Annotated in this window: 27 protein-coding genes; 8 read left to right on the top strand and 19 right to left on the bottom strand. The window is 66.6% G+C overall.

Annotation, left to right across the window (positions count from 1 at the left end; genetic code table 11):
* Positions 1-100 precede the first annotated feature (100 nt).
* On the top strand, positions 101-304 hold the full coding sequence (locus ASPU41_RS08105; protein WP_069950491.1) for a cold-shock protein: 204 nt from the start codon (positions 101-103) through the stop codon (positions 302-304).
* A gap of 101 nt (positions 305-405) precedes the next feature.
* Here ASPU41_RS08105 and ASPU41_RS08100 read toward each other — a convergent pair whose 3' ends face one another.
* Positions 406-1,539, bottom strand: coding sequence for an acyl-CoA dehydrogenase family protein (locus tag ASPU41_RS08100; RefSeq protein WP_231941301.1), 1,134 nt, complete (start codon positions 1,537-1,539; stop codon positions 406-408).
* A gap of 265 nt (positions 1,540-1,804) precedes the next feature.
* Between ASPU41_RS08100 and ASPU41_RS08095 the strand changes: the two genes are divergently transcribed.
* The 3 genes from ASPU41_RS08095 to ASPU41_RS08085 all read left to right on the top strand — a co-directional run bounded on the left by ASPU41_RS08095 (position 1,805) and on the right by ASPU41_RS08085 (position 5,023).
* Positions 1,805-3,547, top strand: coding sequence for an AMP-binding protein (locus ASPU41_RS08095; RefSeq protein ID WP_069950489.1), 1,743 nt, complete (start codon positions 1,805-1,807; stop codon positions 3,545-3,547).
* Between the two features lie 35 nt (positions 3,548-3,582).
* A complete protein-coding gene (locus ASPU41_RS08090; RefSeq protein WP_069950488.1) occupies positions 3,583-4,089 on the top strand; it encodes a MarR family winged helix-turn-helix transcriptional regulator in 507 nt (168 codons plus the stop codon).
* Positions 4,090-4,168: 79 nt separating this feature from the next.
* Positions 4,169-5,023 (top strand): helix-turn-helix transcriptional regulator, encoded by an 855-nt coding sequence (locus ASPU41_RS08085; RefSeq protein WP_069950487.1) that lies wholly within the window; start codon positions 4,169-4,171, stop codon positions 5,021-5,023.
* Positions 5,024-5,115: 92 nt separating this feature from the next.
* Here ASPU41_RS08085 and ASPU41_RS08080 read toward each other — a convergent pair whose 3' ends face one another.
* Positions 5,116-6,513, bottom strand: coding sequence for an MFS transporter (locus ASPU41_RS08080; RefSeq protein ID WP_069950486.1), 1,398 nt, complete (start codon positions 6,511-6,513; stop codon positions 5,116-5,118).
* Between the two features lie 64 nt (positions 6,514-6,577).
* Between ASPU41_RS08080 and ASPU41_RS08075 the strand changes: the two genes are divergently transcribed.
* The gene (locus ASPU41_RS08075) at positions 6,578-7,048 is read left to right on the top strand and encodes a DUF1761 domain-containing protein (protein WP_069950485.1); all 471 of its coding nucleotides are present in this window, start codon (positions 6,578-6,580) and stop codon (positions 7,046-7,048) included.
* Positions 7,049-7,230: 182 nt separating this feature from the next.
* Here the strand turns inward: ASPU41_RS08075 and ASPU41_RS08070 are convergent, their stop codons facing one another.
* The 4 genes from ASPU41_RS08070 to ASPU41_RS08055 form a co-directional block, all read right to left on the bottom strand.
* Positions 7,231-8,010: an enoyl-CoA hydratase gene (locus ASPU41_RS08070; protein ID WP_069950484.1), complete on the bottom strand. Its 780-nt coding sequence runs from the start codon at positions 8,008-8,010 to the stop codon at positions 7,231-7,233.
* 79 nt (positions 8,011-8,089) lie between these two features.
* Positions 8,090-9,040, bottom strand: coding sequence for a 3-hydroxyisobutyrate dehydrogenase (gene mmsB, locus ASPU41_RS08065; protein WP_069950483.1), 951 nt, complete (start codon positions 9,038-9,040; stop codon positions 8,090-8,092).
* On the bottom strand, positions 9,033-10,106 hold the full coding sequence (locus ASPU41_RS08060) for an enoyl-CoA hydratase/isomerase family protein (RefSeq protein ID WP_069950482.1): 1,074 nt from the start codon (positions 10,104-10,106) through the stop codon (positions 9,033-9,035). The genes mmsB and ASPU41_RS08060 overlap by 8 nt, the downstream gene beginning before the upstream one ends.
* On the bottom strand, positions 10,106-11,605 hold the full coding sequence (locus ASPU41_RS08055) for a CoA-acylating methylmalonate-semialdehyde dehydrogenase (RefSeq protein WP_069950481.1): 1,500 nt from the start codon (positions 11,603-11,605) through the stop codon (positions 10,106-10,108). The genes ASPU41_RS08060 and ASPU41_RS08055 overlap by 1 nt, the downstream gene beginning before the upstream one ends.
* Positions 11,606-11,770: 165 nt before the next feature.
* On the opposite strand from ASPU41_RS08055, the gene ASPU41_RS08050 reads away from it, so the two are divergent.
* Together ASPU41_RS08050 and ASPU41_RS08045 are read left to right on the top strand one after the other, a co-directional pair.
* Positions 11,771-12,577 (top strand): exodeoxyribonuclease III, encoded by an 807-nt coding sequence (locus tag ASPU41_RS08050; protein WP_069952563.1) that lies wholly within the window; start codon positions 11,771-11,773, stop codon positions 12,575-12,577.
* 31 nt (positions 12,578-12,608) lie between these two features.
* A complete protein-coding gene (locus ASPU41_RS08045; protein WP_069950480.1) occupies positions 12,609-13,541 on the top strand; it encodes a hypothetical protein in 933 nt (310 codons plus the stop codon).
* A gap of 26 nt (positions 13,542-13,567) precedes the next feature.
* Here the strand turns inward: ASPU41_RS08045 and ASPU41_RS08040 are convergent, their stop codons facing one another.
* The 11 genes from ASPU41_RS08040 to ASPU41_RS07990 form a co-directional block, all read right to left on the bottom strand.
* Entirely contained in the window at positions 13,568-14,623 is a 1,056-nt protein-coding gene (locus tag ASPU41_RS08040) for a LacI family DNA-binding transcriptional regulator (protein ID WP_069952562.1), read from the bottom strand.
* A 160-nt stretch (positions 14,624-14,783) separates the two neighbouring features.
* Entirely contained in the window at positions 14,784-15,038 is a 255-nt protein-coding gene (locus ASPU41_RS08035; protein WP_069950479.1) for a hypothetical protein, read from the bottom strand.
* A 10-nt stretch (positions 15,039-15,048) separates the two neighbouring features.
* Positions 15,049-15,936, bottom strand: a complete 888-nt coding sequence (locus ASPU41_RS08030; RefSeq protein WP_069950478.1) for a carbohydrate ABC transporter permease — start codon at positions 15,934-15,936, stop codon at positions 15,049-15,051.
* Positions 15,933-16,970, bottom strand: a complete 1,038-nt coding sequence (locus tag ASPU41_RS08025) for a carbohydrate ABC transporter permease (RefSeq protein ID WP_069950477.1) — start codon at positions 16,968-16,970, stop codon at positions 15,933-15,935. Before ASPU41_RS08025 ends, ASPU41_RS08030 begins: the two co-directional genes overlap by 4 nt.
* Before the next feature lie 7 nt (positions 16,971-16,977).
* The gene (locus ASPU41_RS08020) at positions 16,978-18,264 is read right to left on the bottom strand and encodes an ABC transporter substrate-binding protein (protein WP_069950476.1); all 1,287 of its coding nucleotides are present in this window, start codon (positions 18,262-18,264) and stop codon (positions 16,978-16,980) included.
* Between the two features lie 237 nt (positions 18,265-18,501).
* On the bottom strand, positions 18,502-19,113 hold the full coding sequence (locus ASPU41_RS08015; RefSeq protein ID WP_069950475.1) for a hypothetical protein: 612 nt from the start codon (positions 19,111-19,113) through the stop codon (positions 18,502-18,504).
* Positions 19,110-19,673, bottom strand: coding sequence for a DUF6286 domain-containing protein (locus tag ASPU41_RS08010; protein ID WP_069950474.1), 564 nt, complete (start codon positions 19,671-19,673; stop codon positions 19,110-19,112). Before ASPU41_RS08010 ends, ASPU41_RS08015 begins: the two co-directional genes overlap by 4 nt.
* 107 nt (positions 19,674-19,780) lie before the next feature.
* A complete protein-coding gene (locus ASPU41_RS08005) occupies positions 19,781-20,164 on the bottom strand; it encodes a hypothetical protein (RefSeq protein ID WP_069950473.1) in 384 nt (127 codons plus the stop codon).
* The gene (locus ASPU41_RS08000) at positions 20,161-20,352 is read right to left on the bottom strand and encodes a hypothetical protein (protein WP_069950472.1); all 192 of its coding nucleotides are present in this window, start codon (positions 20,350-20,352) and stop codon (positions 20,161-20,163) included. Before ASPU41_RS08000 ends, ASPU41_RS08005 begins: the two co-directional genes overlap by 4 nt.
* A complete protein-coding gene (locus ASPU41_RS07995; protein WP_069950471.1) occupies positions 20,349-20,813 on the bottom strand; it encodes an Asp23/Gls24 family envelope stress response protein in 465 nt (154 codons plus the stop codon). Before ASPU41_RS07995 ends, ASPU41_RS08000 begins: the two co-directional genes overlap by 4 nt.
* A 70-nt stretch (positions 20,814-20,883) precedes the next feature.
* Positions 20,884-21,342, bottom strand: coding sequence for a hypothetical protein (locus ASPU41_RS07990; protein ID WP_231941203.1), 459 nt, complete (start codon positions 21,340-21,342; stop codon positions 20,884-20,886).
* 149 nt (positions 21,343-21,491) lie between these two features.
* On the opposite strand from ASPU41_RS07990, the gene ASPU41_RS07985 reads away from it, so the two are divergent.
* Entirely contained in the window at positions 21,492-23,348 is a 1,857-nt protein-coding gene (locus tag ASPU41_RS07985; RefSeq protein WP_069950470.1) for an alpha/beta fold hydrolase, read from the top strand.
* A gap of 9 nt (positions 23,349-23,357) precedes the next feature.
* On the opposite strand, the gene ASPU41_RS07980 is transcribed toward ASPU41_RS07985, so the two are convergent.
* A complete protein-coding gene (locus ASPU41_RS07980; RefSeq protein WP_069950469.1) occupies positions 23,358-24,032 on the bottom strand; it encodes a hypothetical protein in 675 nt (224 codons plus the stop codon).
* A 359-nt stretch (positions 24,033-24,391) separates the two neighbouring features.
* Positions 24,392-25,051 (bottom strand): hypothetical protein, encoded by a 660-nt coding sequence (locus ASPU41_RS07975; protein WP_197515797.1) that lies wholly within the window; start codon positions 25,049-25,051, stop codon positions 24,392-24,394.
* Between the last annotated feature and the right edge of the window lie 98 nt (positions 25,052-25,149).

Here is a 25,149-nt window from a genome sequence, read left to right as displayed (position 1 = left end):
CGGCCCCCGGCCCCGTAGGTTGGGCAACAGCGGACGAATGTCTCCGCAGCCGTTGGCCTCCGGGCCGCCGGAGATCAGCAGCATTTCAGAAGGATATGGCATGGCTACAGGCACAGTTAAATGGTTCAACGCCGAAAAGGGTTTTGGCTTCATTGCCCCGGATGACGGGTCAGCCGACGTTTTCGCCCACTACTCGGCAATCTCCAGCAGCGGCTACCGCTCGCTGGACGAGAACCAGAAGGTCGAGTTCGACGTCACCCAGGGCCCGAAGGGCCCGCAGGCTGAGAACATCCGCCCGCTCTAAGTACTCCGGATAGCAGCACCGGCCATCCGGCCGCCATGCTTTCCCCAAGACCACAAACGCCCCCCTCGAGGATTTCCTCGGGAGGGGCGTTTGTCGTTGGGCTACACGAAGGCGGACTTTCCGGTCACAGCCCTGGCCACGATCAGGGAGTTGATCTCATAGCTGCCCTCGTAGGTATAGAGGATTTCGGCGTCGCCAAAGAGCTTGCCCATCTCGTAGTCGCTGCTGATCCCGTTACCGCCCATCAGCGAGCGCCCCATCGCCACCGATGCCCGGGCCAGCCGGGTGGTGGTGGATTTGGCCATCGCGGCCTGGACCATCTCGAGCTTGCCGTCCTCCTGGATCCGGGCCAGCTGGGCCATCAGCGACAGCGAGGCGGAGGCGTTGCCCAGGATTTCGGCCAGCTGCTGCTGGATCAGCTGGAAACGCGCCAGTTCCTTGCCGAACTGCTTGCGCTCCAGCGAATAGGAACGCGCGACGTCGAACGCGGCCAGCTGGATGCCGGCGGCCTGCCAGCCCACCCAGGCGCGCGAATCCCGCAGCAGCTCGTTGGCCTTGGAGAAGTCCGTGGCCCCGGGAAGCAGGTTGGACGCCGGAATGCGGACCTCATCGAGCACGATATCCGCGTTCTGCATGATCCGCAGCCCGATTTTGTTCGCGATCTTGGTGGCGGTGTAGCCGGGGCGGTCCGTCTCTACGATGAATCCCTTGATCTGCTGGTCCGCGACATCCCGCGCCCAGACCAGGGCGAAGTCCGCAATGGTGCCCGCACCGATCCAGCGCTTGGCGCCGCTGATCACCCACTCGCCGCCGTCGCGCCGGGCCGTGGTGGCCAGCCCGCCTGCGATGTCCGAACCGTGGTCCGGTTCGGTCAGGGCGAAGGCGCCGATCTGGGTCAGGGCGGTGAGCCCGGGCAGCCAGCGCGCCTTCTGTTCCTCGGAGCCGAGCTGGTCGATCATGCCAACGATCAGCTCGTTGTGGATCCCCACCAGGGCCGAGAGGGACACATCGGCTCGTGCCACCTCGACGTACATCAGGCCCTTGAACAGCTTGGAGGTGCCGTCCGTCTGCAGGCCGCCCAGGCCGTACTTGCCGAGCTCGGCGAGCAGCCCGAAGGGGAACTCCTCACGGTTCCAGTAATCGATCGAGGCCGCCCGGATCCGGGACTGGAGGAAGTCACGGATTTCCTGGTAGCGGGACTGTTCCGCCGGCGGCAGCAGGTCGACGATGTACATCAGATCGGCGTCCGGGAAGGGCGGTGCCGCCGCGCCTTCCGGCGCTTTCTCATCCGCAGTGACCCTCTGTCCGCTGGCACGTCCCTGTGGCTGCACGGGCATGTATCCCTTCGTAGTGATCCGGTCATGAACCGGGTCGGCTCTTCCAAACCCTTGGATGTCCTAGTATATTGCACAGTGATGGGGATCACTAGGCAACTGGTGATCCCCGGGCAACGGCGCCGGGCCTGGAACGGCTGCGCCACCAGACTTCGAAAGGTGCACCATGACAGTCACTGAGGAATTCCGCGAAGCACGCGACCGCATGCTTGACCTCCGCACGGACTACGAGGCGGCGCGCAGCGAATTCCAGTGGCCGCGCTTTGAGCACTTCAACTTCGCCCTGGACTGGTTCGACCAGATCGCGGCCGACCCGGCCAAAGCGGACAACCCGGCCCTCGTCATCGTCGAACAGGACGGCTCAGCCACCCGGCGCAGCTTCGCGGACCTGTCCCGGCGCTCCGCCCAGGTGGCCAACTGGCTGCGCAGCCAGGGTGTGCGGCGCGGGGACCGCATGATCATCATGCTCGGCAATCAGGTCGAACTCTGGGAACTGATGCTCGCCGGCATCAAACTGGGCATCGTGATGATCCCGACGACCACCCTGATGGGACCCGCGGACCTCAAGGACCGGGTGGAGCGCGGCGGCGCGAACTGGGCCGCCGTCGGAAGCGCCAATATCAGGAAGTTCGACGAAGTCCCCGGTGACTACACCCTGATCGAAATCGGCGACGGCGGCGCCGGGCTAAACACAGCCGCCCTGCAGTACACCGAGTCCGCCGGAACGGGGGAAGACTTCACCCCGGACGCGCCGACCCTGGCCGACGAAACCCTGCTGCTGTACTTCACCTCGGGCACCACCTCCAAAGCCAAGCTCGTGGAGCACACCCACACCTCCTACCCGGTGGGCCACCTGTCCACCATGTTCTGGATCGGGATGGAACCCGGCGATGTGCACCTCAACGTGGCCTCGCCCGGCTGGGCCAAACACGCCTGGTCCAACGTCTTCACGCCGTGGATCGCCGAGGCCTGCGTGTTTATCTACAACTACGAGCGCTTTGACGCCAAGGCGCTCATGGAGCAGATGGACCGCGAATCCGTGACGAGCTTCTGCGCCCCGCCCACGGTCTGGCGCATGCTCATCCAGGCCGACCTGACCCTGCTGAAAAATCCGCCCACCAAGGTGGTTTCCGCCGGCGAGCCGCTCAACGCCGAAGTGATCGACCAGGTCCAGCGCGCCTGGGGCCAGACCATCCGCGACGGGTTCGGCCAGACCGAATCCACGGTGCAGATCGCGAACACACCCGGCCAGCCGATCAAGATCGGCGCCATGGGCAAACCGCTGCCCGGCTACGACGTCGTCCTGGTGGACCCGGCCACCGGGGCGGAGGGCGACGACGGCGAGCTCTGCCTGCGCCTCGACCCCCGTCCCGTCGGGCTGATGAAGGCGTACTACGGGGATCCCGAAAAGACGGCGGACGCGTTCCGCGACGGTTATTACCACACGGGCGACATGGCAAGCCGGGACGAGCGCGGCATCATCACCTACGTGGGCCGCGGCGATGACGTCTTCAAATCCTCGGACTACCGGCTGTCCCCGTTCGAGCTGGAAAGCGTGCTGATCGAGCACCCGGCCGTGGCGGAGGCCGCCGTCGTCCCCTCCCCGGACCCGCTCAAGCTCTCCGTGCCCAAGGCGTTCGTCGTCCTGGCTGCCGGGCACGAGCCCGGCCCGGAACTCGCCGAAGACATCCTGCGCTACTGCCGCGACCATCTGGCGCCGTTCAAGCGGATCCGCCGGCTGGAATTTGCCGAGCTGCCCAAGACCATCTCGGGCAAGATCCGGCGCGTGGAGCTGCGGCACAGCGAAGAACTGCGCCACGGCGGAGGAACGGTACCGGCCGGGCTCGGCACGGAGTACTCCGAAGCCGACTTCCCCGGGCTGAAAAGTCCGGCCGAAAAGCTAGGCTGAACCCATGAGATTCAGGTCGAGTTGCTGGGGGTGCCGTGGCAACGCCGCTGCCGCGTGATCCGATCGCCGACGCCCGGCTGAACTGGGAGCGTCACGGCTGGTCCGACGTCGCGGCCCCGATGGCTGCCATCACCGCCATCATGCGGACCCAGCAGATCCTGCTGGCCCGGATCGAGGGGGTCCTGAAGCCGTTCGGACTTACCTTTGCCCGCTACGAACTGCTCGCCCTGCTGAGCTTCGCCCGCAGCGGCGCCCTGCCCATGAACAAGGCCAGCGCGCTGCTGCAGGTCCATCCCACGTCGGTGACGAACGCCGTCGACCGGCTGGAGCAGGCGGGGCTGGTGATCCGGTCGCCGCATCCGACCGACGGGCGCACCACCCTGATTGAACTCACCCAGGAGGGGCGGACCCTGGCGAAGCGGGCGACGGCGGCACTGAACGCCGAGGTGTTCGCCCGGTCCGGCTTCGCGGAACAGGACGTCGACCAGCTGATCGGGATCCTGGGCACCTTCCGCCGCAACGCCGGCGACTTCAGCGACTGACCCCCGGCGCAACCGCCTGGCCAAGATTGACAGCCCGTCACAACGCGGTGACGGGTTTCCGCGGCACCTGGAGAAACTCATGCAGCCGAACGCGTATTCCCGCCCCGATGACCGGGAGCTGCTCCGCGCTTCCCTGCGCCTGCTCTCCGGCAGGTTCCGGCCCGCCGTGCTCTTCGCCGGGCTGGCCAGCGGCGAGCTGCTGCAGCTGACGGATTTCCTTGGCACCGCCACGTCCAGCCTGCACCAGATGCTGGTGGTACCCGGCACGGGGCTCGGCGGCCGGGTTTTCACGCAGCGGCGGCCGTTCCTGGTCGAGGACTACATCGCCTCCGAAGGAATCACCCATGAATACGATCTCGCCGTCAGGCGGGAGCGGCTGACCTCGATGGCGGCCGTCCCCGTGGTGGTCCGGGGCCAGTCGCGGGCGGTGCTGTACATCGCCAGCCGGGACAGTGCGCCGCTGGGGGAAAACGCCGTCTGCGAGGCGATGGAGGCTGCCGCCGAGATTGCTGCGGAGCTCCGCATCCGGGACGAGGTGGACCGCCGGGTCTCGATCATCGACAACGCCAGGGCCGGGCCTTCCCCCAATCTGGACCGGGGTTGGCTGGAGCATGTCCGGGAAGCCCACGCCGAGCTGAGGTCCCTTGCCGGAACGGTCTCCGACCCCCAGCTGGCGCAGCAGGTGGACCTTATCGGCAGCCACCTGGCGCCGCCGCCGGCCGACGGCGTCCATCCGACGGCCCGGCTGGCCCGCCGTGAACTCGATGTCCTGGCGCAGGTGGCGCTGGGCTGCTCGTACCAGGAAACCGCGGAGCGTCTCGGCCTGAAATCGGTGACCGTCAAGAGCTACCTGCAAAACGCGATGGCCAAGTTGTCCGCGCACAACCGGCTCGAGGCCGTGTCCGCGGCCCGCCGTCTGGGCCTGATCCCATAGGGCGGGACTGCCGGTTTCACCGGCAGCCCCGCCACCACCCGCGCATCCCCCAAAGCCCGGAATCCGCTGGCTGGATTGCCTTCGGCAGATCCCTAGGGACCGGCGACGGGCTCGATAAATGCTGCGTCGTCCACATGCTTCGAGGAGGTGTGCGGACCGCCGTCTTCCAGCCCCTGCTTTTCGCGGTTGGGCAGAGCCAGGGTGCAGAGCACACTAAACACGCCGATGCCGGCGAGCAGGATCCCGATGGACCACGCACCGGACGTAACGGCGAGCTGCGCCGCCACGAGCGGGACAATGCCTCCGCCGACGACGCCGGCCAGGTTGTAGCCCATGCCGGCGCCGGTGTAGCGGTAGCGGGTCTCAAAGAGCTCCGGCAGCAGTGCCCCGGCAGGGCCGTAGGCGATGGCGAAGATCACCAGGGTGACGGTGAGGCCGAGACCAAAGGCAAAAACGGTGTTCGCGCTGAGGATCGGGAACAGCATGAGCGACCACGGCACGGCGAGAATGCAGGAGGTGGCGATGACCTTCTTGCGGCCGAAGCGGTCCGAGAGGACGCCGGAGGCCAGAGTGGCGGCGGCGACAAACAGCGAGGAGACCATGCCCGTGCTCAGCACTTCCACGCGGCTCAGCCCCATGCCGGTGGGGCTCGTGGCAAAGCTGGTGAGGTAGGCGGTGCCCACGTAGAAGAAAGCGAACAGGAGCGTCAGGGAGCCGCCGGCGAGGAGGATTTCGCGCGGCTGGCGCTTGACGGATTCGAGGATGGGCAGTTTGGTGCTGGTACGGGTAACCTTGGCGGCGTTCTTGAAGACCGGGGTTTCCTCGATGCTCAGCCGGACCCAGAGGCCCACGAGGACGAGCACTGCGCTGAGGATGAACGGAACCCGCCAGCCGATCGTGATGAAGGCCTCGGACTTGTCCCCCAGCGTCAGGTTGGTGAGGAGGAACGTGCCGCTGGCCAGGGCGAAGGCAACCGACGGACCGAGTTGCGGGAAGGAGCCGAACAGCCCGCGCTTTCCCACGGGAGCATATTCGGCCACGAGGAGCGTGGCGCCGGCCCATTCGCCGCCGACGGCAAGGCCCTGCACGAAGCGGAGCACCACCAGCAGGATGGGGGCGGCCACGCCGATGGTGCTGGCGTCCGGGATGAGGCCGATCATCACGGTGGCGATGCCCATCATCAGCAGCGTGGTGATGAGCGTCTTTTTCCGGCCGATCCGGTCGCCGAAGTGGCCGAAGATGATGGCGCCGACGGGACGGGCGAAGAAGGCTACGGCGAAGGTGCCGAAGGAGGCGATGGTGCCTGCCGCCGCGCCGAGAGCCGGGAAGAAGACGACGGGGAACACCAGTGCGGCGGCGGTGCCGTAGATGAAGAAGTCGTAGAACTCGATCGTGGTTCCGGCGGCGCTCGCGAAGGCAACCTTGCGCAGTGTCTTGCGGCTGGGCGGCGCTTGCAGCCCGGCCGGCGAAGTCGGTGAAACTGAAGTCATGGCAATCTCCTTTGATGTCAGCCTCGATGCACGGCTTGTGACTTAGCTCACCGTAACGAAAAGCATGGACATCCAACTACCTCCTAAAAGAGGTAGTCGGGAACGCCGGGGACCGGAAATCAACATCTGGGCGGTACTGCTAGCCACGCTGTCCAGCATGGTGGTCGGGTCCGTCTGGTACATGCCGAAGGTGTTCGGCAACTACTGGATGCGCGTCGCCAAGGTCAACCCGAGCGGTGAGGCCAGGGACGCCGTGACGCCGATCCTGATCACACTGGTGGTCAGCTTCTTCAGCGCCTGGGTGCTGGCCGGGTCCGCGGCCATCTCGCAGCACTTCTACGGCGGGAATTTCCTGGTCAACACCCTGGTCACCGCCCTGATCCTCTGGGCGGGGTTCACCGCGGCCAGGTTCATCACCCACGACGCCTTCGAGGGACGCCCGGCCGGACTGACGGTCCTGAACTGTGCCCACGAACTCGTCACCCTCGCGGTGATGGCCCTGATTATCGGGCTCTTCGGGATCAGCGCGGCCTGATGCCCTGACGGGCCCGGACAGCCCAGACGCGGCGGGTCCTGGCCGGCGTGACGCCGCGGGAACGGCCCCGTGACGCGCAAAAGCCCTGTCGCTACCGGAATTCGGCGGCGACAGGGCTTTTGCGCGTCACGAGACAGCCGGCGCGTCGCACGAAGGCCTGCGTGCCGCGTGATGCGTGCCGGCTAGCGGTGGGTGAAGTCCGGCTGGCGCTTCTCGGCGAAGGCGGCCATGCCTTCCTTCTGGTCCTCGGTGGCGAACAGCGAGTGGAACACGCGACGTTCGAAGAGCACGCCCTGGGCCAGTCCGGTCTCGAAGGCGGTGTTGACGGCTTCCTTGGCGACCATCGCCACCGGCTTGGATTTGGAAGCAATCACCCCGGCCGCTTTAAGTGCCTCGTCAACAACGTCAGCGGCCGGCACCACACGGGACACCAGGCCGGCGCGTTCGGCTTCCACTGCGTCCATAAATCGCCCGGTCAGGATCATGTCCATCGCCTTGGATTTTCCCACCGCGCGGGTGAGGCGCTGCGAGCCACCCATGCCGGGCAGCACGCCGAGGTTGATTTCCGGCTGTCCGAACTTGGCGTTGTCCCCGGCGATGATGAAATCGCACATCATCGCGAGCTCACAGCCGCCGCCCAGGGCGAACCCGGACACGGCCGCGACCACCGGGATCCGCAGCCGGGTGAAGTCTTCCCAGCCGCGGAACCAATCCGCCGCGTACATGTCCATGTAGCCCTTGGACTGCATTTCCTTGATGTCCGCCCCGGCCGCGAAGGCCTTGGCGGAGCCGGTCAGCACGACCGCCCCCACCTCCGGGTCGACATCCATGGCCGACACGGCGGCCACGAGTTCGTCCATGGTGGCCTTGTTCAGGGCATTCAGCGCCTCGGGCCGGTTGAGCGTCACGAGCCCCACCCTGCCCCGGCGCTCCACCAGAATGTTTGTGTACTGCTCCGTCATGCCTGTCCCCTCAGCTGCTTGTCAGAATGTTTGGTGTCCGGCTTCTCAGTGTTTCAAACCGGCCAGTGTTCGGAACCGGCTAGTGTTCGGATTTTTCCCGGATGTCGGTGATGATGCCGGAGAAGTCCCGGCCCGCCCCGCCTTCCGCGGCAAAGGTATCGTAGATCTCCGAAGCGAGCGGCCCCAGCCTGGCGGCGACGCCGGTGCTTTCCAGTGCATTGAGCGCGAGCTTGAGGTCCTTCGCCATCAGGGCACCCGCGAAGCCGGGCTGATAGTCGCGGTTGGCGGGGCTGGTGGGAACCGGGCCCGGCACGGGGCAGTTGGTGGTCAGCGCCCAGCACTGGCCCGAGGCTGCGGAGGCGACGTCGAACAGCGCCTGGTGTGTGAGGCCCAGCTTCTCACCGAGGACGAAGGCTTCGCTGACCGCGATCATCGAGACGCCGAGGATCATGTTGTTGCAGATCTTCGCGGCCTGCCCTGCCCCGTGCTCCCCGCAGTGGACCACGCGCTTTCCCATCACCTCGAGCATCGGCTTGACCGCCTCGAAGTCCTCCGGAAGTGCCCCGACCATAAAGGTCAGGGTGCCCGCTTCGGCTCCGACGACGCCGCCGGAAACCGGCGCGTCCACGGCCCGGTGGCCGGCCGCGACGGCGAGGTTGGCAGCCTCGCGGGCCTCGTCCACGTTGATCGTGGAGCAGTCCAGGAAAAGCGTGCCGGGTGCTGCGGTGGCGAGCAGCCCCGGCTGGCCGTCCGTGCCGCGGTAGGCGTCCAGCAGGTGTTTGCCGCTGGGAAGCATCGTCAGCACAAGAGTGGCACCTGCCACGGCCTCGGCGGCGGTGTCCGCGGTGGCGATGCCATGCGCGCGGGCAGTTTCCAGCGCCGCCGGCACCACGTCGAAGCCGGTCACGGTGTAACCGGCTTTGACCAGGTTGATGGCCATCGGCCCGCCCATATGCCCAAGGCCAAGGAAGGCCACCGGGCCGGCCTGCGCCCCTGGCTGGTTCAGTTCAGACGGCGATGGTTCAGACATTGTCGCGCTCCTTCGAAAGCATCAGTTCACGGTCGCCCAGCGGCGCAAAATAGGATTCGACGGCGTCGCGGCTGACCTCCGCCAGCGTGGCGGGCTGCCAGCGCGGGTTGCGGTCCTTGTCCACCACCTGGGCGCGGATGCCTTCGCGGAAGTCGGGGCCGGCGAGGAACCGCATCCCCACCCGGTACTCCTGTTCCAGGGCTTCCTCGAGGCTCAGTCCGCGGACACGGCGCAGGGATTCCAGCGCCACCTTCACGGCGGTCGGCGACTTCGTCTCGATGGTGCCGGCAACCTCGGCGGCCTCCCCGCCCACGGTGCGCAGCCGGCGCAGGATCTCCTCGGCGTCGTCGCTGGAATAGCAGGCGTCAATCCATTCCTGCTGCGCCGCAAGCACGGAGGCCGGAGCCTCCTCGGCGAAGCGGGCGACGGCGGCGTCCGCCGCTTCGCCTTCCAGCGCCTCGGCCAGTTCCGCCAGCTTCCCGGACGGAACAAAGTAGTCCGCGAACCCGAGGAAGAGCGCGTCGGCCCCGCTCAGGTGCGCCCCGGTGAGGGCGGCATGGGTGCCGGTCTCCCCCGGTGAGCGGGAGAGCAGCAGGGTTCCGCCGACGTCGGGCACCAACCCGATCGTGGTCTCCGGCATACCCATCCGCGTGCGTTCGGTGACGATCCGGACCGAGCCATGCGCGGAAATCCCTACCCCGCCGCCCAGGACCAGTCCGTCCATGAACGCCACATACGGCTTGGGGTAGCCCGAGATCAGGGAGTTCAACCTGTATTCCTCGGCCCAGAAAGCGGCCGTCGCGTCACCGCCGTCGAGCATGTCCCGGTAGATCGCCACGATGTCGCCGCCGGCGCAGAGCCCCCGGTCACCGGCGCCGCGGACCAGCACCGCTGCCACGGCGTCGTCGTCCGCCCAGAGGGTGAGCTGCTCCAGCATCGCCGATGCCATCCCCGCGGTGAGCGCATTGACTGCCTTGGGCCGGTTGAGCGTGACCACGCCCAGCCGGCCGCGCCGTTCGAACAGCACCTCCGCCGTGTGGGACGGCTCAGAGTGCTTCCCCGCCATCAGCTGCCTTCCGGCATCACGAAGCTGGCACCGGTGCGGATGCCGGAGGGCCAGCGGGTGGTGACCGTCTTGGTCTTGGTGTAGAAGCGGAAGGCGTCAGCGCCGTGCTGGTTGAGGTCACCGAAACCGGAGGCCTTCCAGCCGCCGAAGGTGTAGTAGGCGATCGGCACCGGGATGGGGACGTTGATGCCCACCATGCCCACCTGGACCCGGCTGGCGAAGTCGCGGGCGGAGTCGCCGTCGCGGGTGAAGATGGCCACGCCGTTGCCGAACTCGTGCTCGCTGCACAGCCGCAGTGCCTCGTCGTAGTCCTCCGCGCGGAGCACACTCAGCACGGGGCCGAAAATCTCTTCCTTGTAAATCGTCATGTCCTTGGTGACATTGTCGAAGAGGGTGGGGCCGACCCAGAAGCCGCCTTCGTAGCCTTCGACTTTGAGGCCGCGGCCGTCGGCCAGCAGGGTGGCGCCCTCGTCGACGCCGGCCTGGATGTAGCCTTCGATCCGTTCCTTGGCGGAGGCCGCCACCACGGGGCCGAAGTCCGAATCCTTGGCGAGGCTGTGGCCCACCTTGAGGTCCGCGATCCGCTCCTCCAGTTTCGCGACGAGCGCGTCTGCCGTGGCTTTGCCGACGGGGACGGCGACCGAGATCGCCATGCAGCGTTCTCCGGCGGACCCGAAGCCGGCGCCCATCAGGGCATCCGCGGCCATGTCCAGGTCCGCGTCCGGCATGATCACCATGTGGTTCTTTGCCCCGCCGAAGCACTGTGCGCGCTTGCCGTTCGCGGCGGCGGTGGCGTAGATGTACTGGGCGATCGGCGTGGAGCCGACGAAGCCGATGGCCTGGACCCGCGGGTCCTCCAGCAGTGCATCCACCGCTTCCTTGTCGCCGTTGACGACGTTGAAGACGCCAGCCGGCAGGCCGGCCTCGGTGAAGAGCTCGGCAAGCCGCAGCGGCACGGAGGGGTCCCGTTCGGAGGGCTTGAGGATGAAGGAGTTGCCCGCGGCCAGGGCCGGACCGGACTTCCAGAGCGGGATCATGGCCGGGAAGTTGAAGGGCGTGATGCCGGCGACGACGCCGAGGGGCTGGCGCAGCGAGTGGACGTCGACGCCGGTTCCGGCGCTGTCCGAGAATTCGCCCTTGAGCAGGTGCGGGGCGCCGGCGGCGAATTCCACGACCTCGATGCCGCGCTGGATGTCGCCCTTCGCGTCGAGGAAGGTCTTGCCGTGTTCCGAGGACAGCAGGGTGGCGAGTTCGTCCAGGTTCTGGTTGACCAGATCGACGAACTTGAGCAGGACACGGCCGCGGCGCTGCGGGTTCATGGCCGCCCATTCGAGCTGGCCCTTTTCCGCGTTGGAGATCACGTTGCGGACTTCCTCGGTACTTGCCAGCGGCACCCTGGCCTGGACCTCGCCGGTGCACGGATCGTAGACATCGCCGAAGCGCCCCGAGGTGCCTTCAACATGCTGTCCGTCAATGTAGTGGGATAGCTCGCGAACCATAATGGAATGCTCCTTTGCACCGTGTGATTGCCGTGGTGACGGCCGGGCCGCCTGTGACCCACGTCATCTTCCAGTCCTGAATATACTCGGACTTCCTACTAAATTCCAGAGGGCGTGGCCGGCGGGCAGCTTCGTCCGGCAGACAAGTTCGGTAAGTTAGGGATTGTGAAGATTGCTACCTGGAATGTGAATTCGCTCCGCGCCCGTGCTGACCGTGTTGAAGCCTGGCTTCAGCGCACCGACTGTGATGTCCTGGCCATCCAGGAAACCAAGTGCAAGGACGACAACTTCCCCTGGGAGCTGTTTGAGAACATGGGTTACGAAGTCGCGCACTTCGGCGTGAGCCAGTGGAACGGTGTGGCGATCGCCTCCCGGGTGGGGCTCGCCGACGTCGAGCGCACCTTCCTGGACCAGCCCCTCTTCGGCAAGAGCGGCAAGGATGCCGTGCAGGAGGCCCGTGCCATCGGCGCCACCTGCGGCGGCATCAGGGTCTGGAGCCTCTACGTCCCCAACGGCCGGGCACTGGACGACGAGCACATGCCGTACAAGCTCAGCTGGCTGGATACGCTGCGGACCCACGCCGAGGGCTGGATCCGGGAAGATCCCGAAGCGCAGATCGCCCTGATGGGCGACTGGAACATCGCCCCGCAGGACGACGACGTCTGGGACATCGACTACTTCCGCACGGAGGGCCTCACCCACGTCAGCGAGCCGGAACGGGCGGCGTTCCACGCCTTCGAGGAGGCGGGCTTCCAGGACGTGGTCCGGCCGCACATCCCCGGGCCGGGCGTCTACACCTACTGGGACTACACCCAGCTGCGTTTCCCGAAGAAGGAGGGCATGCGGATCGACTTTGTCCTCGCCTCCCCCGCCCTGGCGTCCCGGGTCACCGGCGCAGCGATCGACCGCGAGGAACGCAAGGGCAAGGGCGCCTCGGACCACGCCCCCGTGATCGTGGAGCTGAGCGACTGATGAACGCCCACCACGGAAGCGGTGTGATCCAATGACGGGCAACCTCTACCGGGGACAGGCCGGGCTGCCTTTCTCCTCCGCGCTGCGCATTTACGAACCCCTGGCGGCGTTCCCGGCCGAACAGCAGGAGGCCTTGCGCGCGGCGGGAGCCCGCAGCGTTTCCCGCGCGGCCGTCGAAAACGCTGAGCTGCTGGCCTCTCTGGGCCGCATCACCCGCCCGGGCGGGGACCCATTCCCCACCGGGGCGACGGACTTGGTCCGGGTCATTGCCCCGCCCCCGAAAACCGCTCCCCCGGCCACAGCCGACGGCGGCCCCGCAGCCCCGGCTGCCGGGGACACCCGGGCTCGGGCCGCAGCCGGTGAACCGGAGAAACTGCTGTATTGCCCCAGCCAGCTGGTGCTCCGGGCCGGGCTGGCCGCCAACGCCTTGATGGAGGGGATCCACGGGCCGCTGGCCCAGCTGCTGATTCCGGAGGAACAGCGCGACAAGCACCAGGAACGCATCAACGACGCGCGGGCCCACGCAGGCCTGGGCCGCGTGCACACCCGGGCGTCCACCTGGGGCATCCCGTTCAGCTGGTTCTGCCTGTTCCAGGAATCGGACCCCACGGACGTGGTGGAATCCGACGGGCACATTGTCACCGTGCGCATCCGTGCGACGATTGGCGAAGCCCTGGAGCGGGTCCGCTACGCGGTGGCCCACCTGGCCCTCGCCGCGCCGGATCTGGACATGCTCGAGGACCTGACCCAGCTCACCGAATGGCTGGAACTCTTCCACCCGGAGTCGGTGGTGGAACTGGATTATGGCGCAGTCGCGGACAAGGTCTACCCGGATGACTCCCCCATGGATGTGCGGCTCGGCATTGAGTGCCTGGCCGAAGGGGACATGACCGGCGCGGCCGCCGCCTACCGGCGGCTGGCGTCCCGCTGGATCCCGATCCGGCAGCTGGCCCGCGCTTCCTGACTGCCGGCCTTCCGAACAGCGGCTTGTCAGAGCTGCCGCGGCGGCGCCGTCGTGTTCCGGACGATCAACTCGTGCGGGGCAATCGTGGAGCGCACCGCCCCGGCGATCCCGTCGAGCTCGTCCAGGAGCATCTTGGTGCCCAGTTCTGCCTGCTCGTCAGGGCGCTGCCTGACCGTGGTGAGACCCATGGCTTCGGAAAAGTCGTGGTCGTCGATCCCGATCACGGACAAATCCTCCGGAACCCGAGCTCCGGCACGGTTGGCTTCAAAGATGATCCCCATGGCCATCTCATCGGAGGCGCAGAAGATCGCGGTGGGCTTCGGCCCAGGCCTGTCCCAGAGCCGGTGGAAGGCGTCCTGGCCGCTGCGGACCGTGAAGTCACCCCACTCGTCCCATTCGTCCCGGACCTTCAGTCCGGCTTCCGACATCACGTCCTGGAAGGCCTTGATCCGGACCCTGGGTACGTCGAAGTTGAGGTCGGTTTCGTCGTCGCCGTGCAGCAGGGCGATCTCGGTGTGGCCGAGGTCGATGAGGTGCCGCACGGCGGTTGCGGCGGCGGCGTAGTCGTCGATCCCGATGTAGGGGCACTCCTCGACATGCCCGCCGACAACGATCATGGGGATGTCGATTTTTTGCAGGTGTTCGATCTCCTCATGCGTCAGTGCCATACAGAGCACGAGCAGCGCGTCGATCTGCTTGTAGACCATGGTTTTGCTGAAGAGCCGTTCACGGTTGCTGCCGTGGCCGCCCAGATTGAACAGCGAGAGGTTGTACTGCCGGGCGTGCAGTTCCCGGTCCGCGCCCTCGATGGATTTGGAGAAGAACCAGCGGCTCACGAACGGGGCCAGCACGCCGATGGTCCTGGTGCGCCCGGTGGCCAGCCCGGACGCCGAGGAGGAGGCCACATAGCCCAGGGTTTCGGCGATACCCAGGATTTTCTCCCGCGTGGCCGGCGATACCCTGGGCAGACCGCGGACCGCCCGGGACACGGTGGCGGTTGACACTCCGGCTGCGGCGGCCACGTCCTCAATGCTGACGCCGGAATGGCCGCCGCGCTGCGCCCTGTCTGTTGTCTTTGCCACCGTGTCCCCTTTGTCGACCGGCTGCGGAGGCGCCTCGCGGCCCTCCGCAGCCATGCATCAGCTGTGCCTCCCCACGGCAGCAAAAGCCCATCCGGGCTACGCGGGGTCACTTGCGGCCCATAAATCCCATACGCATGGGCCGCAAGTGACCCCGCGTTCTTTAGTTGTGCCGGGTTGCCGTCCTCTGGGGCAGGCGCCGGCGCAGCCGGATCATGCCGTACAAGGCCAGCAGCATGGCCAACAGGCCCAGCGCCCAGCCAAGGGCGGGCTGGGCCGTCACCTCCATCCAGACGGTGACCACCAGCAGCACCAGCGCCCAGAACCCGAGCAGCCCGATGATGATGTCGAAGTCCTCCCCCGAGCGCACCCGACGATGCTCGCTGCGCACCAGGCCATGGTTCGGCTTTCCGCTCATCGCGGTGCCGTCACTTGACCGCGCCGGCGGTGAGGCCGGCCACGATTTTGCGCTGGAAAATCAGCACCAGGATCACCAGCGGAATGGTGACGATCGTGCCAGCTGCCATGATGGCCGTGTAGGGAATCTGCTGCGGCTGGGCCCCGGCGAAGTTGGCAATGGCCACCGTCACGGGTTGGGTCGCATCATTGGAGAGCTGGCTGGCAATCAGGAACTCGTTCCACGAGGAGATGAACGCCAGGATCGCGGTCGTGAAGATAGCCGGTGCAGCCAGCGGCATGATCACCTTGCGGAAGGCCTGGCCCTGGGTGCAGCCGTCCACGCGGGCCGCTTCTTCAAGCTCCCACGGCATTTCCCGGAAGAACGAGGTCATGGTGTAGACCGTCAGCGGGAGCACGAAGGAGATGTTCGGAATGATCAGCGCCTGGTAGGTGCCGATCCAGCCGATATTGGTGAACAGCTGGAACAGCGGGGTGATGAGGGCGACGCCGGGGAACATGGACGCCCCCAGGATGAAGCCCAGCACCAAGTACTTGAACCGGAAGTTCAACCGCGCCAGGGCATAGGCCGCGAAGACGCCGATCACCAGTGAGATCACGGTCACCGTCACGCCGATGAACACGCTGTTCAGCAGCGCCTGGCCGAACCTGTTGCCGAACGAGGTGTCGAAGGCGGTGATGAAGTTGTCCAGCGTGACATGGGTGGGCAGGAGCGAGGTGTCGTAGGTGAAGCCCACGTTGCGGAACGCGGTGACCACCATCCAGTACGCCGGCGCGAGGCACCAGATCAGGATGACGGCCGCGCTGATGTAGGTGCGTCCCTGGGCCCACTTCTCGCGGTTTTGGGCTACTTTGCGGCCCCGGTCCTGCTTGGCCCGGAGTTCGGTCGCGGCGGTCATTTCTTCCCCTTACCTGCGCCGGTCTGCTGCTCCACCACGTTCGCTCCAAGGAAGCGGACGAAGATGAAGGCAACAATGAAGATGATGATGAAGGTAATGGTGGACAGGGCTGCGGCTGCGTTGAAGCCTTGCCTGATCTGGTTAATCACCAGGATGGAAAGCGTGGTGGTGTTGTTGGAACCTTCCGTCAAAATGTACGGAAGGTCGAACATACGCAGGGCATCCAGGGTACGGAAGAGGATGGCGACCATGAGCGCCGGCTTGACCAGCGGCAGGGTGATCATCCGGAAGCGCTGCCAGGCGGACGCACCGTCGACCTTGGCCGCTTCGTAAACCTCGGCAGGAATCATCTGCAGACCGGCAAGGATCAACAGCGCCATGAACGGCGTCGTCTTCCAGGTGTCGGCGATGATGACCGCCCACTTGGCCGGCCACTCGCTGCCCGTCCACAGGATGGTGGTGTTGAACAGTTTGTTGGCGATGCCCTCGAAGGCGAAGATGAACAGCCAGAGCTGGGCCGTGACGGCGGTGGGGATGGCCCACGGAACCAGGACAGCGGCACGGACCAGGCTGCGGCCCTTGAAGGTCCGGGCCATGATGAGCGCCATCCAGAAGCCGAGAATTGTCTCCAGCGTCACGGTGACGACGGTGAAGAAGAAGGTGGTTGCGGTCGCTGACCAGAACTGCGCGCCCAGCGTGCCGGGAGGGCAGGCCACCGTTCCGCCGCCGGGAGCGGCGCACTGCTGGGCGATCCAGTTGACGTAGTTCGAGAAACCGGCCGGGCCGCCCGCGGTGAACAGCCCCGTGACGGGGTCAAGGCCTGCGTCCTTCTCGAATGACATCACGATGGCGCTGATGATCGGGTAGACGATCACGATGGCCAGTGCGATGACGGTCGGCGCGAGCAGCCAGGATGCCCAACGGCCCTGGCTCGCTATCCGGTTATCCTCCCCGACGCCCTTGGGCGCGTGGTGGATCGGGGTCCCGCCCGACGCCGGTTCCTTGACCGACGTCGGGCCCAGTTCGGTTGCCATGGCGAGGCTACTGTCCCGCGCTAGCGGACTCGATGGACTTCTGCATATCGGACAAGGCCGCGTCCACGGTCTTTTCACCCTTGATGGCCGCGTAGGCATTTTCCTGGATCGCCTTGGTGACAGCCGGGTAGAACGGGGTAACAGGACGCGGCACGGCGTTCTCGATCGAGGTCTTCAGCACCGGCAGGTACGGCAGCTTGGCGACAAGTTCCTGGTCGTCGTACAGGGCGGAGAGGACCGGGGCGAGTGAACCCTGCGTGGCGTAGAACTTCTGGGTTTCTTCGGTGGTGATGAACTTCAGGAAGTCCAGGGCAGTGGCCTTGTTCTTCGAGTAGACACTCACCGCGGCACTGTGTCCGCCGAGCGTCGATGCCCCGGGGCCGTCCGTGCCCGGCAGAGCCGCCATGCCAAGGACATCCTTGACCTTGGAGGAACCTTCCGTCACGGCCAGGTTGTACACGTACGGCCAGTTGCGGTGGAACAGCAGCTTGCCGTCCTGGAAGGCCTGGCGGCCCTGCTCCTCCTGGAAGGTGATGCCTTCCTTCGGGATGTTGCCGTCGGCATATGCCTTGACAAGGTTTTCGAGGCCGGCCTTGGCCTCGGGGGTGTTCAGGTTCGGCTTACCATCCTTGTCGAGGACGGAACCTCCGGTGGAGTTGATTGCCTCCGCAGTGTTCACCGTGAGGCCCTCATACTTGGCGTACTGGCCCGCGAAGCAACCGATGTTGTTTTCCGTGGCAATGGAGCACATGCCCATCATCTCGTCCCAGGTCTTGGGCGCCGTGGGGACGAGGTCCTTGCGGTAGTAAAGGATGCCGCCGTCGGAGTCCTTCGGAACGGCGTAGAGCGTGCCCTTGTAGGATGCCGCTTCCACCGTCGGCTTCAACATCGCCGAGGTGTCCAGCGCCATCTTGTCCTTGAGCGGCTGGAGCCAGCCCTTGGCGGCGAACTCGGCCGTCCAAACCACGTCGACGCTGACAACGTCGTAGTTGGCGTTCTTGGCCTGGAAGTTCTGCACGAGGTCATCGTGCTGCTGGTCGGCCTGGTCGGTCTGCTCCTTGAACGTGACTGTCTCGTTCGGGTGGGCTGCGTTCCACTTTTCAATCACGGGACGGACCACGTTGCTGTTGTCCTTGCCCTGGACGTAGGTGATGGGACCGCGGCCATCCAAGCCCTGCTCGGCGTCTCCGCCGCCAGCGGTCGTGCCGCCGCCTCCTCCGCCGCCACAGGCGGAGAGGGTGAGGGCTAGAACGCCTGCTGTAGCTACGGGAAGTAGGAACTTCGGTGTCTTCATTCTGGGGGGCTCCTCGCTGAGTTCCGGACAAAAAACGGCGGTGCGTTCATGTGGTGCCCATCACAATAACCACCATCCGGTAAGGAATGCAAGCGTTTACATCGAACCTTTACAGAAAGGAGACTCTTGTGCCGGAGCCTGATTTGTGTGCCAGCCCGCTCCGATTCAACGGAATCCGGGCATGGGGCGCCCCGGCCTGCCTGGCAAAAGATATAGCCGAAAGCTCACCCCGACGGGTCAGCGGACCCGCTCCGCGCGCCCGAACCTCGACCGTGCACCGGCGGCGATATGGATGAGCACCGGGGTGCGTTTGCCGATCGCGACGTCGAGCGCCTCCACGAGGGCGGACACCTCGGACGCGAGCCGTTGCGGGGCCACTCCCTGGCGCGGCTGGACCCTGATCTTCAGGGCCGGCTCGCCGCGGAATTCGTAGGTGGCGACGGTGACGCCTGCCAGGTCCGGACGGTCTGCCAGGGCCGCCCGGAGCGCCTGCTCGGCCACGCCGCTGCCGATCCTCACGTTCCCGGGCACCTCGCCCGGATCCTCTTCGGACACGAGCAGGTTGGCCCTGCCCTTGCCCTGCTGGGCGATCCAGGCCACCATGACGCCAATCACCAGCAGCAGTGCCAGCACCACGACAATCCAAAGCCAGCTATCCGCACGCCCCGGGAAACGGGTGCGTTCGAACAGATCACGCCAAATGCGCCACACGCCGGCGGACCAGCCCTGCCACCAGCGCCCTACGGCGGGGACAGCCGCGAGCAGGAGGAGCAGGATTCCGATGGCGAGGAGCTTGAGGCCGAGGATGCCGATCAGGATCCGGTTGAGGATCCGTGGGGTGCCGTTCATGCGCCAATCACTCCTGCCGCAGCCACATTGACCCGAACCTCCGGCAGGGGGGAAGGTCCCATGTCCCGGAGCTCATCGCGCACGGCGGCGCGGACGGCATCCGGGCTCAGCGGCACGCCGGAGGTCGGTCGGACATTGACCTCCACCTGCTGCCGGGACACGGTCACCATTACCTGATCCTGGCTCAAATTGGCTGCCACCCGGGCACGGCGTGCCAGCGCGGAGGCAATCACCTCGTCGTCCACCACGACGGCGGCGCGGCGGTCCCGCAGCAGGTGCCGGGCCCGGCGGCCGGGCAGTACCGCGGTCAGGAAGAAGAACAGACCGGCCATCACCAACACTGCGCCCATGACGCCAAGCAGGAGCGGCGGGACCCCGTTCGGGAGGGCCACCACCTGTTCCGCTGCAGTCTCCGGATCCACGAGCCAGGGCGGCTGTCCGATGGCCCGGACCGCGGTTTCCAGGAGGGCGTAGACGCACAGCGCGATCACGAGGACGGCGGCGATGATCGAGGCCACGGCCCGTGAGGAGTGGGTCTCGCGTTTGAGGATCTCCTCCATGCCTCCGGCGCCGTTCCCCGCGGGGGCGTCACTGCCGGCTGCGGGTGCGGCGTTGGGAGCAGCCGGGACGGGGCTCCGGTGGCTGGAAGGGTGGTCAAAGCGGTGACTCAATGGACACGCCCTCCTTCACTCATGCTGGCGCCGCTGATCCGGATGTCCACCCGGCTCAGCAGGGCGCCGCTCAGTTCGGTCACGCGGTGCAGGATCTCGGCTTTGGCGGCCACGGCCCGGTCCCAGACTGAGCCCCCGAAGGCCGTGACCCGTCCGGCGTCCCGCAGCACAGCGGTCAGCGACGGGACGGTGATGGGCGTGACAAGGGACAGGGCCAGCAGTCCGTCGTCGTCGGACCACTCCGCCCGAACCTCCTGGGGGGTGACGCCGAGGGCTTCTGCGGCGGCAGCCTGCGCCACGCTGGTGAGCGCCTGGGTGCTGATCCTGGTGTGCCCCCCCGCCATCGCGGCAGTGTGGACAGCGCCAGCGGTGCCGCTCATGAGGAGGAACGCCGGCCCGTGAGGGCGTCAAGCACGCTGCGCAGGTCCAGTTTCCCTTCCGCGGCACGGCCCAGCAGGGCTCCGATCCCCATGAAGAGCAGGGCGCCCAGGAAACCCCAGACGCCGAACTGGAAGGACATGAACGCCACGAAGGCGCCCACTGCGATCCCCACAACCGTCAGATTCACTGGATTGCCTCCCTTGAAGGCCGGGTCTCGGCCGGGCCGCCGGTCTTGGGCGGGCCGGGCACATGGACGTCGGTGATCTCGATGTTGACTTCGATGACCTGGAGCCCGACAAGCTCTTCGACCGCCGAATACACGGCGGCGCGAATCTGGTCGGCCAGGGCGTGAAGCGGAGTGCCGTACAGCGCCACCAGGTCAATGTCGACGGCCACCTGGGTTTCGCCGACCTCGGCGCGGACACCGGCGGCGTGGTCCGAGCTGCCGACGGCGTCACGGAAGGCGCCGAGCGCGCGGGAGGGGCCTGTCCCCAGGGAGTAGACGCCGGGGACGGCGCGGGCGGCGATGCCGGCGACCTTCGCGACGGCGGCTTCGGAAATGACGGTGCGGCCACCGCCGGTCATGGGCGCGGTGCTGGGCAACTCGGGCACCGCAGCAGCAACGGGTTGAGAATTCTGGTATTCCATAAGGCACTCCCCCTTCTCTTTGTGACCACCCTAGTACCTGCCATCGACAAGATGGCCGCCTGGGGTCCTGCTACGTGCAGTTGGCGGCGAGCCAGCCCTGCACCGGGGTCATCGCGTCCTGGAGTTTCCCGCTGGAGAAGACGGTCTGGTCTTTGATGCCGGCGATGGCCGTCTGGCTCAGGGCAGTGAAGTCGGCCTTGATGCTCTCGGGGGCGCGTTCCGCGGCGCGGTTCAGCTCCGCCTTGGCCTGCTCCAGTTCGGCCGCCGTGCTTTGTGCGGCCGTGAGCGGCAGAAGCGTGGAGCCCGTGGCCTGCTCGGAGATCTCGGCGCAGGCTTCCGCCGCCGTGGGGAAGTCACCCCAGAGCCCGGAGGACTTGCTGGGGCTCGCCGCCGCGGCAGACGTTGCGGCAGACGTTGCGGGACTGGACGACGGCGCACTGCCGGCGTCCGGCGCCGAGCAGGCGGTGAGTGCAAGGGTGGCCAGGAGGGTGCAAATGGTCAGCGGGCGTGCAACATTCTTCAAGATCACGTTTAGGAATCACTTTTCGGTTGAGATTGCACCGCCGGCCCGATCAGGCTGCCGGCGGCCTTGGCGTTCTTTCCCCAGCGTGCGAGTCTAGCCGGACCTGCTCAAATGAACCGATTGCCATGGCCGGAAGGAACGGCGTAGTCTCCCCAGTGTCAGGCCATCCGGCGGGAGGATCCATAGACGGCTATGCCGAGCTCAGGGCGTTCCGCGCCACCCACCCGTACCGTTCACTGACGGTCGGCGGCGTCGAATGGAGGTACATCGCGGGGCCCGCCGCGCCCCGCGCCCCGGCAGATGCGGAAAGCGCCGCGCACCCTGCTGCGGAGGTACCCCCGGGGCCCGGGGAAGCCAGACCGGCGCTTCTCGTCCTGGGCGGCGGCTTCTCCTTCGGCGATTCCGCATTCCGCACGATCACCGCTTTCGAACCCCGTTTCCGCGTTGTCTCCCCCTCTTATCCCCCGGTGCGGACCATGGCCGAAATCCTGGCAGGGGTCGCGGCTGTCCTCGACGCCGAGGGCATCGAGTCGGCGAGTGTTTTCGGGCATTCCCTCGGCGCCGGCGTCGCGCACGCCTTTGCACGCCGTTATCCGCAGCGGGTGGACAAGCTCATCCTCTCCGGTTTCGGTCTCTACACCCCGGGCCATACGCGCCTGGTGGGCGCCTTCGTCCGTGTTTTCTCGATGCTGCCCAAGACCGCCCTTGCCGCTTTCTACCGTCCGAGGCTCGCGCGCCTTGCCTCGGGGGCAGAAGCCGCCGAGCGTGCTTTCCTCACCGCCTACGCGGAGGACCTTTTCGCAGCACACACCAAGGAATCGGCCCTGGCGCGCCTGGCGGTGCTGCTGGATCTGGCGGCATATCCGGACCGTTACGCCGCGGCGTTGACCTTCGAACGCCCGGAGGAGGTGCTGGTGATCGCCGCTTCCGACGACCGCGGCTTTACGTCGCGCGAACGCGAGGCCCTGCTGGCCACGTATCCCGGCGCCCGCGCGCACGTGTTTGGCCAGGGCGGCCACTGGGCGGCCGTCACCCACCCGGCCGAATACGCCGACGTCGTCGGACGCTTCCTCGAAGGCCGTTCCCTTTCCGCGGGACGCAGCGGAAGCCCCGCCGCCGCGCCGCACCGTCCGGCATCCGAACTCCGCCGGGCTGAACCGGAGACCGTGCCGCCCGCGGCGCTGGACGCCAGGCTTGCCGGGTTCCGTGCCGGCCACCCGTACAGGACGCTCGACGTCGCCGGCGTGCGCTGGCGCTACCTTGCCGGCGGCTCGGGTGAGCAGACGGTGCTGCTGCCCTCCGGGGGGACCAGGATGCCGGACCTGTACCTGCTGCTGATCGAAGCGCTGGAACGGGACTTCCGCGTCCTGGCGCCGGCCTACCCGGCCGGCGCCGGCATCGCCGGGCTCGCGGACGGCCTGGCGGCGATCCTCGACGCCGAGGGAGTCAAGCAGGCTGACATGCTGGGTTCCTCCTTCGGCGGATTTGTGGCCCAGACCTTCGCCCGGCGCCATCCCGAACGTGTGCGGCGCCTCGTGCTCGCGAACACCGGAAGCCCTGCCGCAGCCCCGCTCCCCTTGCTCCCGTTCCTGATCAGCTTCCTCGCCGTTCTTCCGGAAGGCGCTGTGCGTTATCTGACCGGCTGGAACTGGCGCCGCTGGTTTGCAACCGGCACGCAGGAGGACGCGGCTTTCTGGAACATGCTGCTGTCGGACATCCTCAGCCAGCTGGGCAAGGAGGATCTGCTGTCCGCCCTGCGGGAGATGCAGGAATTTTCCCGTCTGCCCGGTGCCGAAGCGCCGGGTGTAGGCACGCCCCCGGCGCCGCCGGCACCGGTGCTGCTGATCGAGTCGGAGCACGACCAGGCGTTCCCGCCCCAGGCACGTGCGGCCCTCCGCGCCCTCTATCCCGCGGCAGAAATCCGTCTTTTCGCGGACGCAGGCCACGGGGTGATGGCAACACACACCGCGGAGTACATTGATGCCGTGCGGGAGTTCCTGCGCCGACCCTGACCGGGAGCGTCAGGCCGTTGAGGATTCGGCGAGGCGCTTGAGGTTCGAGAACTGGCGGGTCTGCATGACCCAGTGGGAGGGCTCCAGCAAGACAACGCTGATGAAGGGTTGAAGCCATTTCGGTCTCAGCGCCCAGTACCCGCTGACGGCCAGCCGGGTGCGTCCACCTGCAGACTCCTTCAGCTCGAATCCCCAGATCGAGTCGGTGTAATAACGCGGCCGTTCTCGACGCGGGTCAAACGGACGCCCCCGCAGATCGAGGGACATGCGGAGACCCAAAAACCGCTCGGGTTCCAGTGCCGCGACCTCCCACCACTGGCTGCCGTCCGGCTTTGCCGCCAGGTGGTCGCCCAGGGCGATTTCCTGCCATTCAGGATGGATCTTCTCAGCGCTGCGGCGCCCGAAGTTATCGAGTCGGTCCCAGCTGTACCATCCGCCCCGGTCGGTCCCCATCTGTACCAGCCAGGGCCACACGCGGGAGGGCGGCGCATTGATGGTCACGGCCATGGTCGCGCTTCGGGTGCTGTCCGGAATCAGCCCTGCACCGGGGTAGGGTCCCTGTACTTCGCTGTCGGTGGCACCTGCGCGAAGCAGGCGCGGGCGGAGTGCTGTCAGGTATCCGGCGGTGATACCGGCGGCAGCACCTGCGGCAAGCACCACCCGGCCGGGTGTGCGGTGTGTCATCGCGTTGCCCCCTCGGGGTTCAATCACTCGGATTGGTCACAGCCTGGATATCAAGTCCACCAGCGTCGCCCGGTCAAGGTAAGGGTCGTTGGGCCCCGGCCGCGGAGCAGGCGGGGCCGCTGCTGGCTCGCCGTGGCGTCCGCGGGCGAGGGGCATGCGTCCGGACGAACCAACGAAAAAACCCCGCCGTTCCCGTGTAAACACGAGGAACTGCGGGGTTTTAGCTGGTGGCTCCGACCGGCGTCGATCCGGTGACCTTTCGATTTTCAGTCGAACGCTGAATGGACCTACATCCCAATGGGAGCAAGAACTTCTTCCCGCATACCAGAGGTTTACCAGAGGAGGTCTCCCGTGCGTCGTCATTTGGCTAGCGAATCGAGTCCCGCCGCAGCCTTGAAAAAGTCGTCATCGAATAGAGCGCCGTAGGTATTGATGGTCGTCGTACCGTCCTTGTGGCCGGCGATGCGCTGCACATGCTTGACGTTCTTGGTCACGGACAGGTACAGGCTGACGGCGGTGTGCCTCAGATCATGGAACACCGGCGGCCGGAAATCCATGTCCCCGTATACCAGCGTGATGCCGCCCGACCGAAGCAGCCAAGCACGCTGCTCATCTGAAACGCTGGCTTCGGAGGCAAGCGCCCGCCAGGTTTCCTCGCCAATGGCACCGGCGTTTGGCATTTCCAGGTCATATTGGAAGCCGGTCAGCGCGGCCAAAGTAACGTCGCCGAATACTGCCAGCCCTCGCCGCGTCTCAGTTATACCCAGGGCGGCCTGCACGCGGCCGACGCTAGTCGACGCCAACTGTCTGGCTGGTTCGTAGTACCGCCTTGTGAAGTTGGAGTTGCGCATCGGCAGGCCTTGAGAGGACGGGAATAGCAAAGCCTCGGCAGTCTTCCCCCGCACCAGCAGTAAAAGATCCTCGACAAGGGAAGCTGGCAGGGGCACGTCACGGGCCGCGTGGCCCTTGGTTTCGCCCAAGAGCAGCCGACCGTTCACCTCGGAATAGGCCTTGGACACGGACACGTACGGCCGGGGACCGAGATCGAGATCTCCGACAACCAGAGCCGTAACTTCCCCCCATCTAAGCCCAGTGAGTCCGGTGAACCTTACAAGGA

It is taken from the genome of Arthrobacter sp. U41 (assembly GCF_001750145.1).
In the GTDB taxonomy this organism is placed as follows: Bacteria; Actinomycetota; Actinomycetes; order Actinomycetales; family Micrococcaceae; genus Arthrobacter.
The sequence above is the reverse complement of the archived record's forward strand: the minus strand, read 5'-3'. Positions and strand labels throughout refer to the sequence as shown.

Excerpts from the sequence above, each read along its gene's own strand:
- ASPU41_RS08105 (WP_069950491.1), top strand. The coding sequence starts at position 101 with ATGGCTACAGGCACAGTTAAATGGTTCAACGCCGAAAAGGGTTTTGGC.
- ASPU41_RS08100 (WP_231941301.1), bottom strand. The coding sequence starts at position 1,539 with ATGTACATCGTCGACCTGCTGCCGCCGGCGGAACAGTCCCGCTACCAG.
- ASPU41_RS08095 (WP_069950489.1), top strand. The coding sequence starts at position 1,805 with ATGACAGTCACTGAGGAATTCCGCGAAGCACGCGACCGCATGCTTGAC.
- ASPU41_RS08085 (WP_069950487.1), top strand. The coding sequence starts at position 4,169 with ATGCAGCCGAACGCGTATTCCCGCCCCGATGACCGGGAGCTGCTCCGC.
- ASPU41_RS08080 (WP_069950486.1), bottom strand. The coding sequence starts at position 6,513 with ATGACTTCAGTTTCACCGACTTCGCCGGCCGGGCTGCAAGCGCCGCCC.
- ASPU41_RS08075 (WP_069950485.1), top strand. The coding sequence starts at position 6,578 with ATGGACATCCAACTACCTCCTAAAAGAGGTAGTCGGGAACGCCGGGGA.
- ASPU41_RS08070 (WP_069950484.1), bottom strand. The coding sequence starts at position 8,010 with ATGACGGAGCAGTACACAAACATTCTGGTGGAGCGCCGGGGCAGGGTG.
- mmsB (WP_069950483.1), bottom strand. The coding sequence starts at position 9,040 with ATGTCTGAACCATCGCCGTCTGAACTGAACCAGCCAGGGGCGCAGGCC.
- ASPU41_RS08060 (WP_069950482.1), bottom strand. The coding sequence starts at position 10,106 with ATGGCGGGGAAGCACTCTGAGCCGTCCCACACGGCGGAGGTGCTGTTC.
- ASPU41_RS08055 (WP_069950481.1), bottom strand. The coding sequence starts at position 11,605 with ATGGTTCGCGAGCTATCCCACTACATTGACGGACAGCATGTTGAAGGC.
- ASPU41_RS08045 (WP_069950480.1), top strand. The coding sequence starts at position 12,609 with ATGACGGGCAACCTCTACCGGGGACAGGCCGGGCTGCCTTTCTCCTCC.
- ASPU41_RS08035 (WP_069950479.1), bottom strand. The coding sequence starts at position 15,038 with ATGAGCGGAAAGCCGAACCATGGCCTGGTGCGCAGCGAGCATCGTCGG.
- ASPU41_RS08030 (WP_069950478.1), bottom strand. The coding sequence starts at position 15,936 with ATGACCGCCGCGACCGAACTCCGGGCCAAGCAGGACCGGGGCCGCAAA.
- ASPU41_RS08025 (WP_069950477.1), bottom strand. The coding sequence starts at position 16,970 with ATGGCAACCGAACTGGGCCCGACGTCGGTCAAGGAACCGGCGTCGGGC.
- ASPU41_RS08020 (WP_069950476.1), bottom strand. The coding sequence starts at position 18,264 with ATGAAGACACCGAAGTTCCTACTTCCCGTAGCTACAGCAGGCGTTCTA.
- ASPU41_RS08015 (WP_069950475.1), bottom strand. The coding sequence starts at position 19,113 with ATGAACGGCACCCCACGGATCCTCAACCGGATCCTGATCGGCATCCTC.
- ASPU41_RS08010 (WP_069950474.1), bottom strand. The coding sequence starts at position 19,673 with ATGGAGGAGATCCTCAAACGCGAGACCCACTCCTCACGGGCCGTGGCC.
- ASPU41_RS08005 (WP_069950473.1), bottom strand. The coding sequence starts at position 20,164 with ATGAGCGGCACCGCTGGCGCTGTCCACACTGCCGCGATGGCGGGGGGG.
- ASPU41_RS07995 (WP_069950471.1), bottom strand. The coding sequence starts at position 20,813 with ATGGAATACCAGAATTCTCAACCCGTTGCTGCTGCGGTGCCCGAGTTG.
- ASPU41_RS07980 (WP_069950469.1), bottom strand. The coding sequence starts at position 24,032 with ATGACACACCGCACACCCGGCCGGGTGGTGCTTGCCGCAGGTGCTGCC.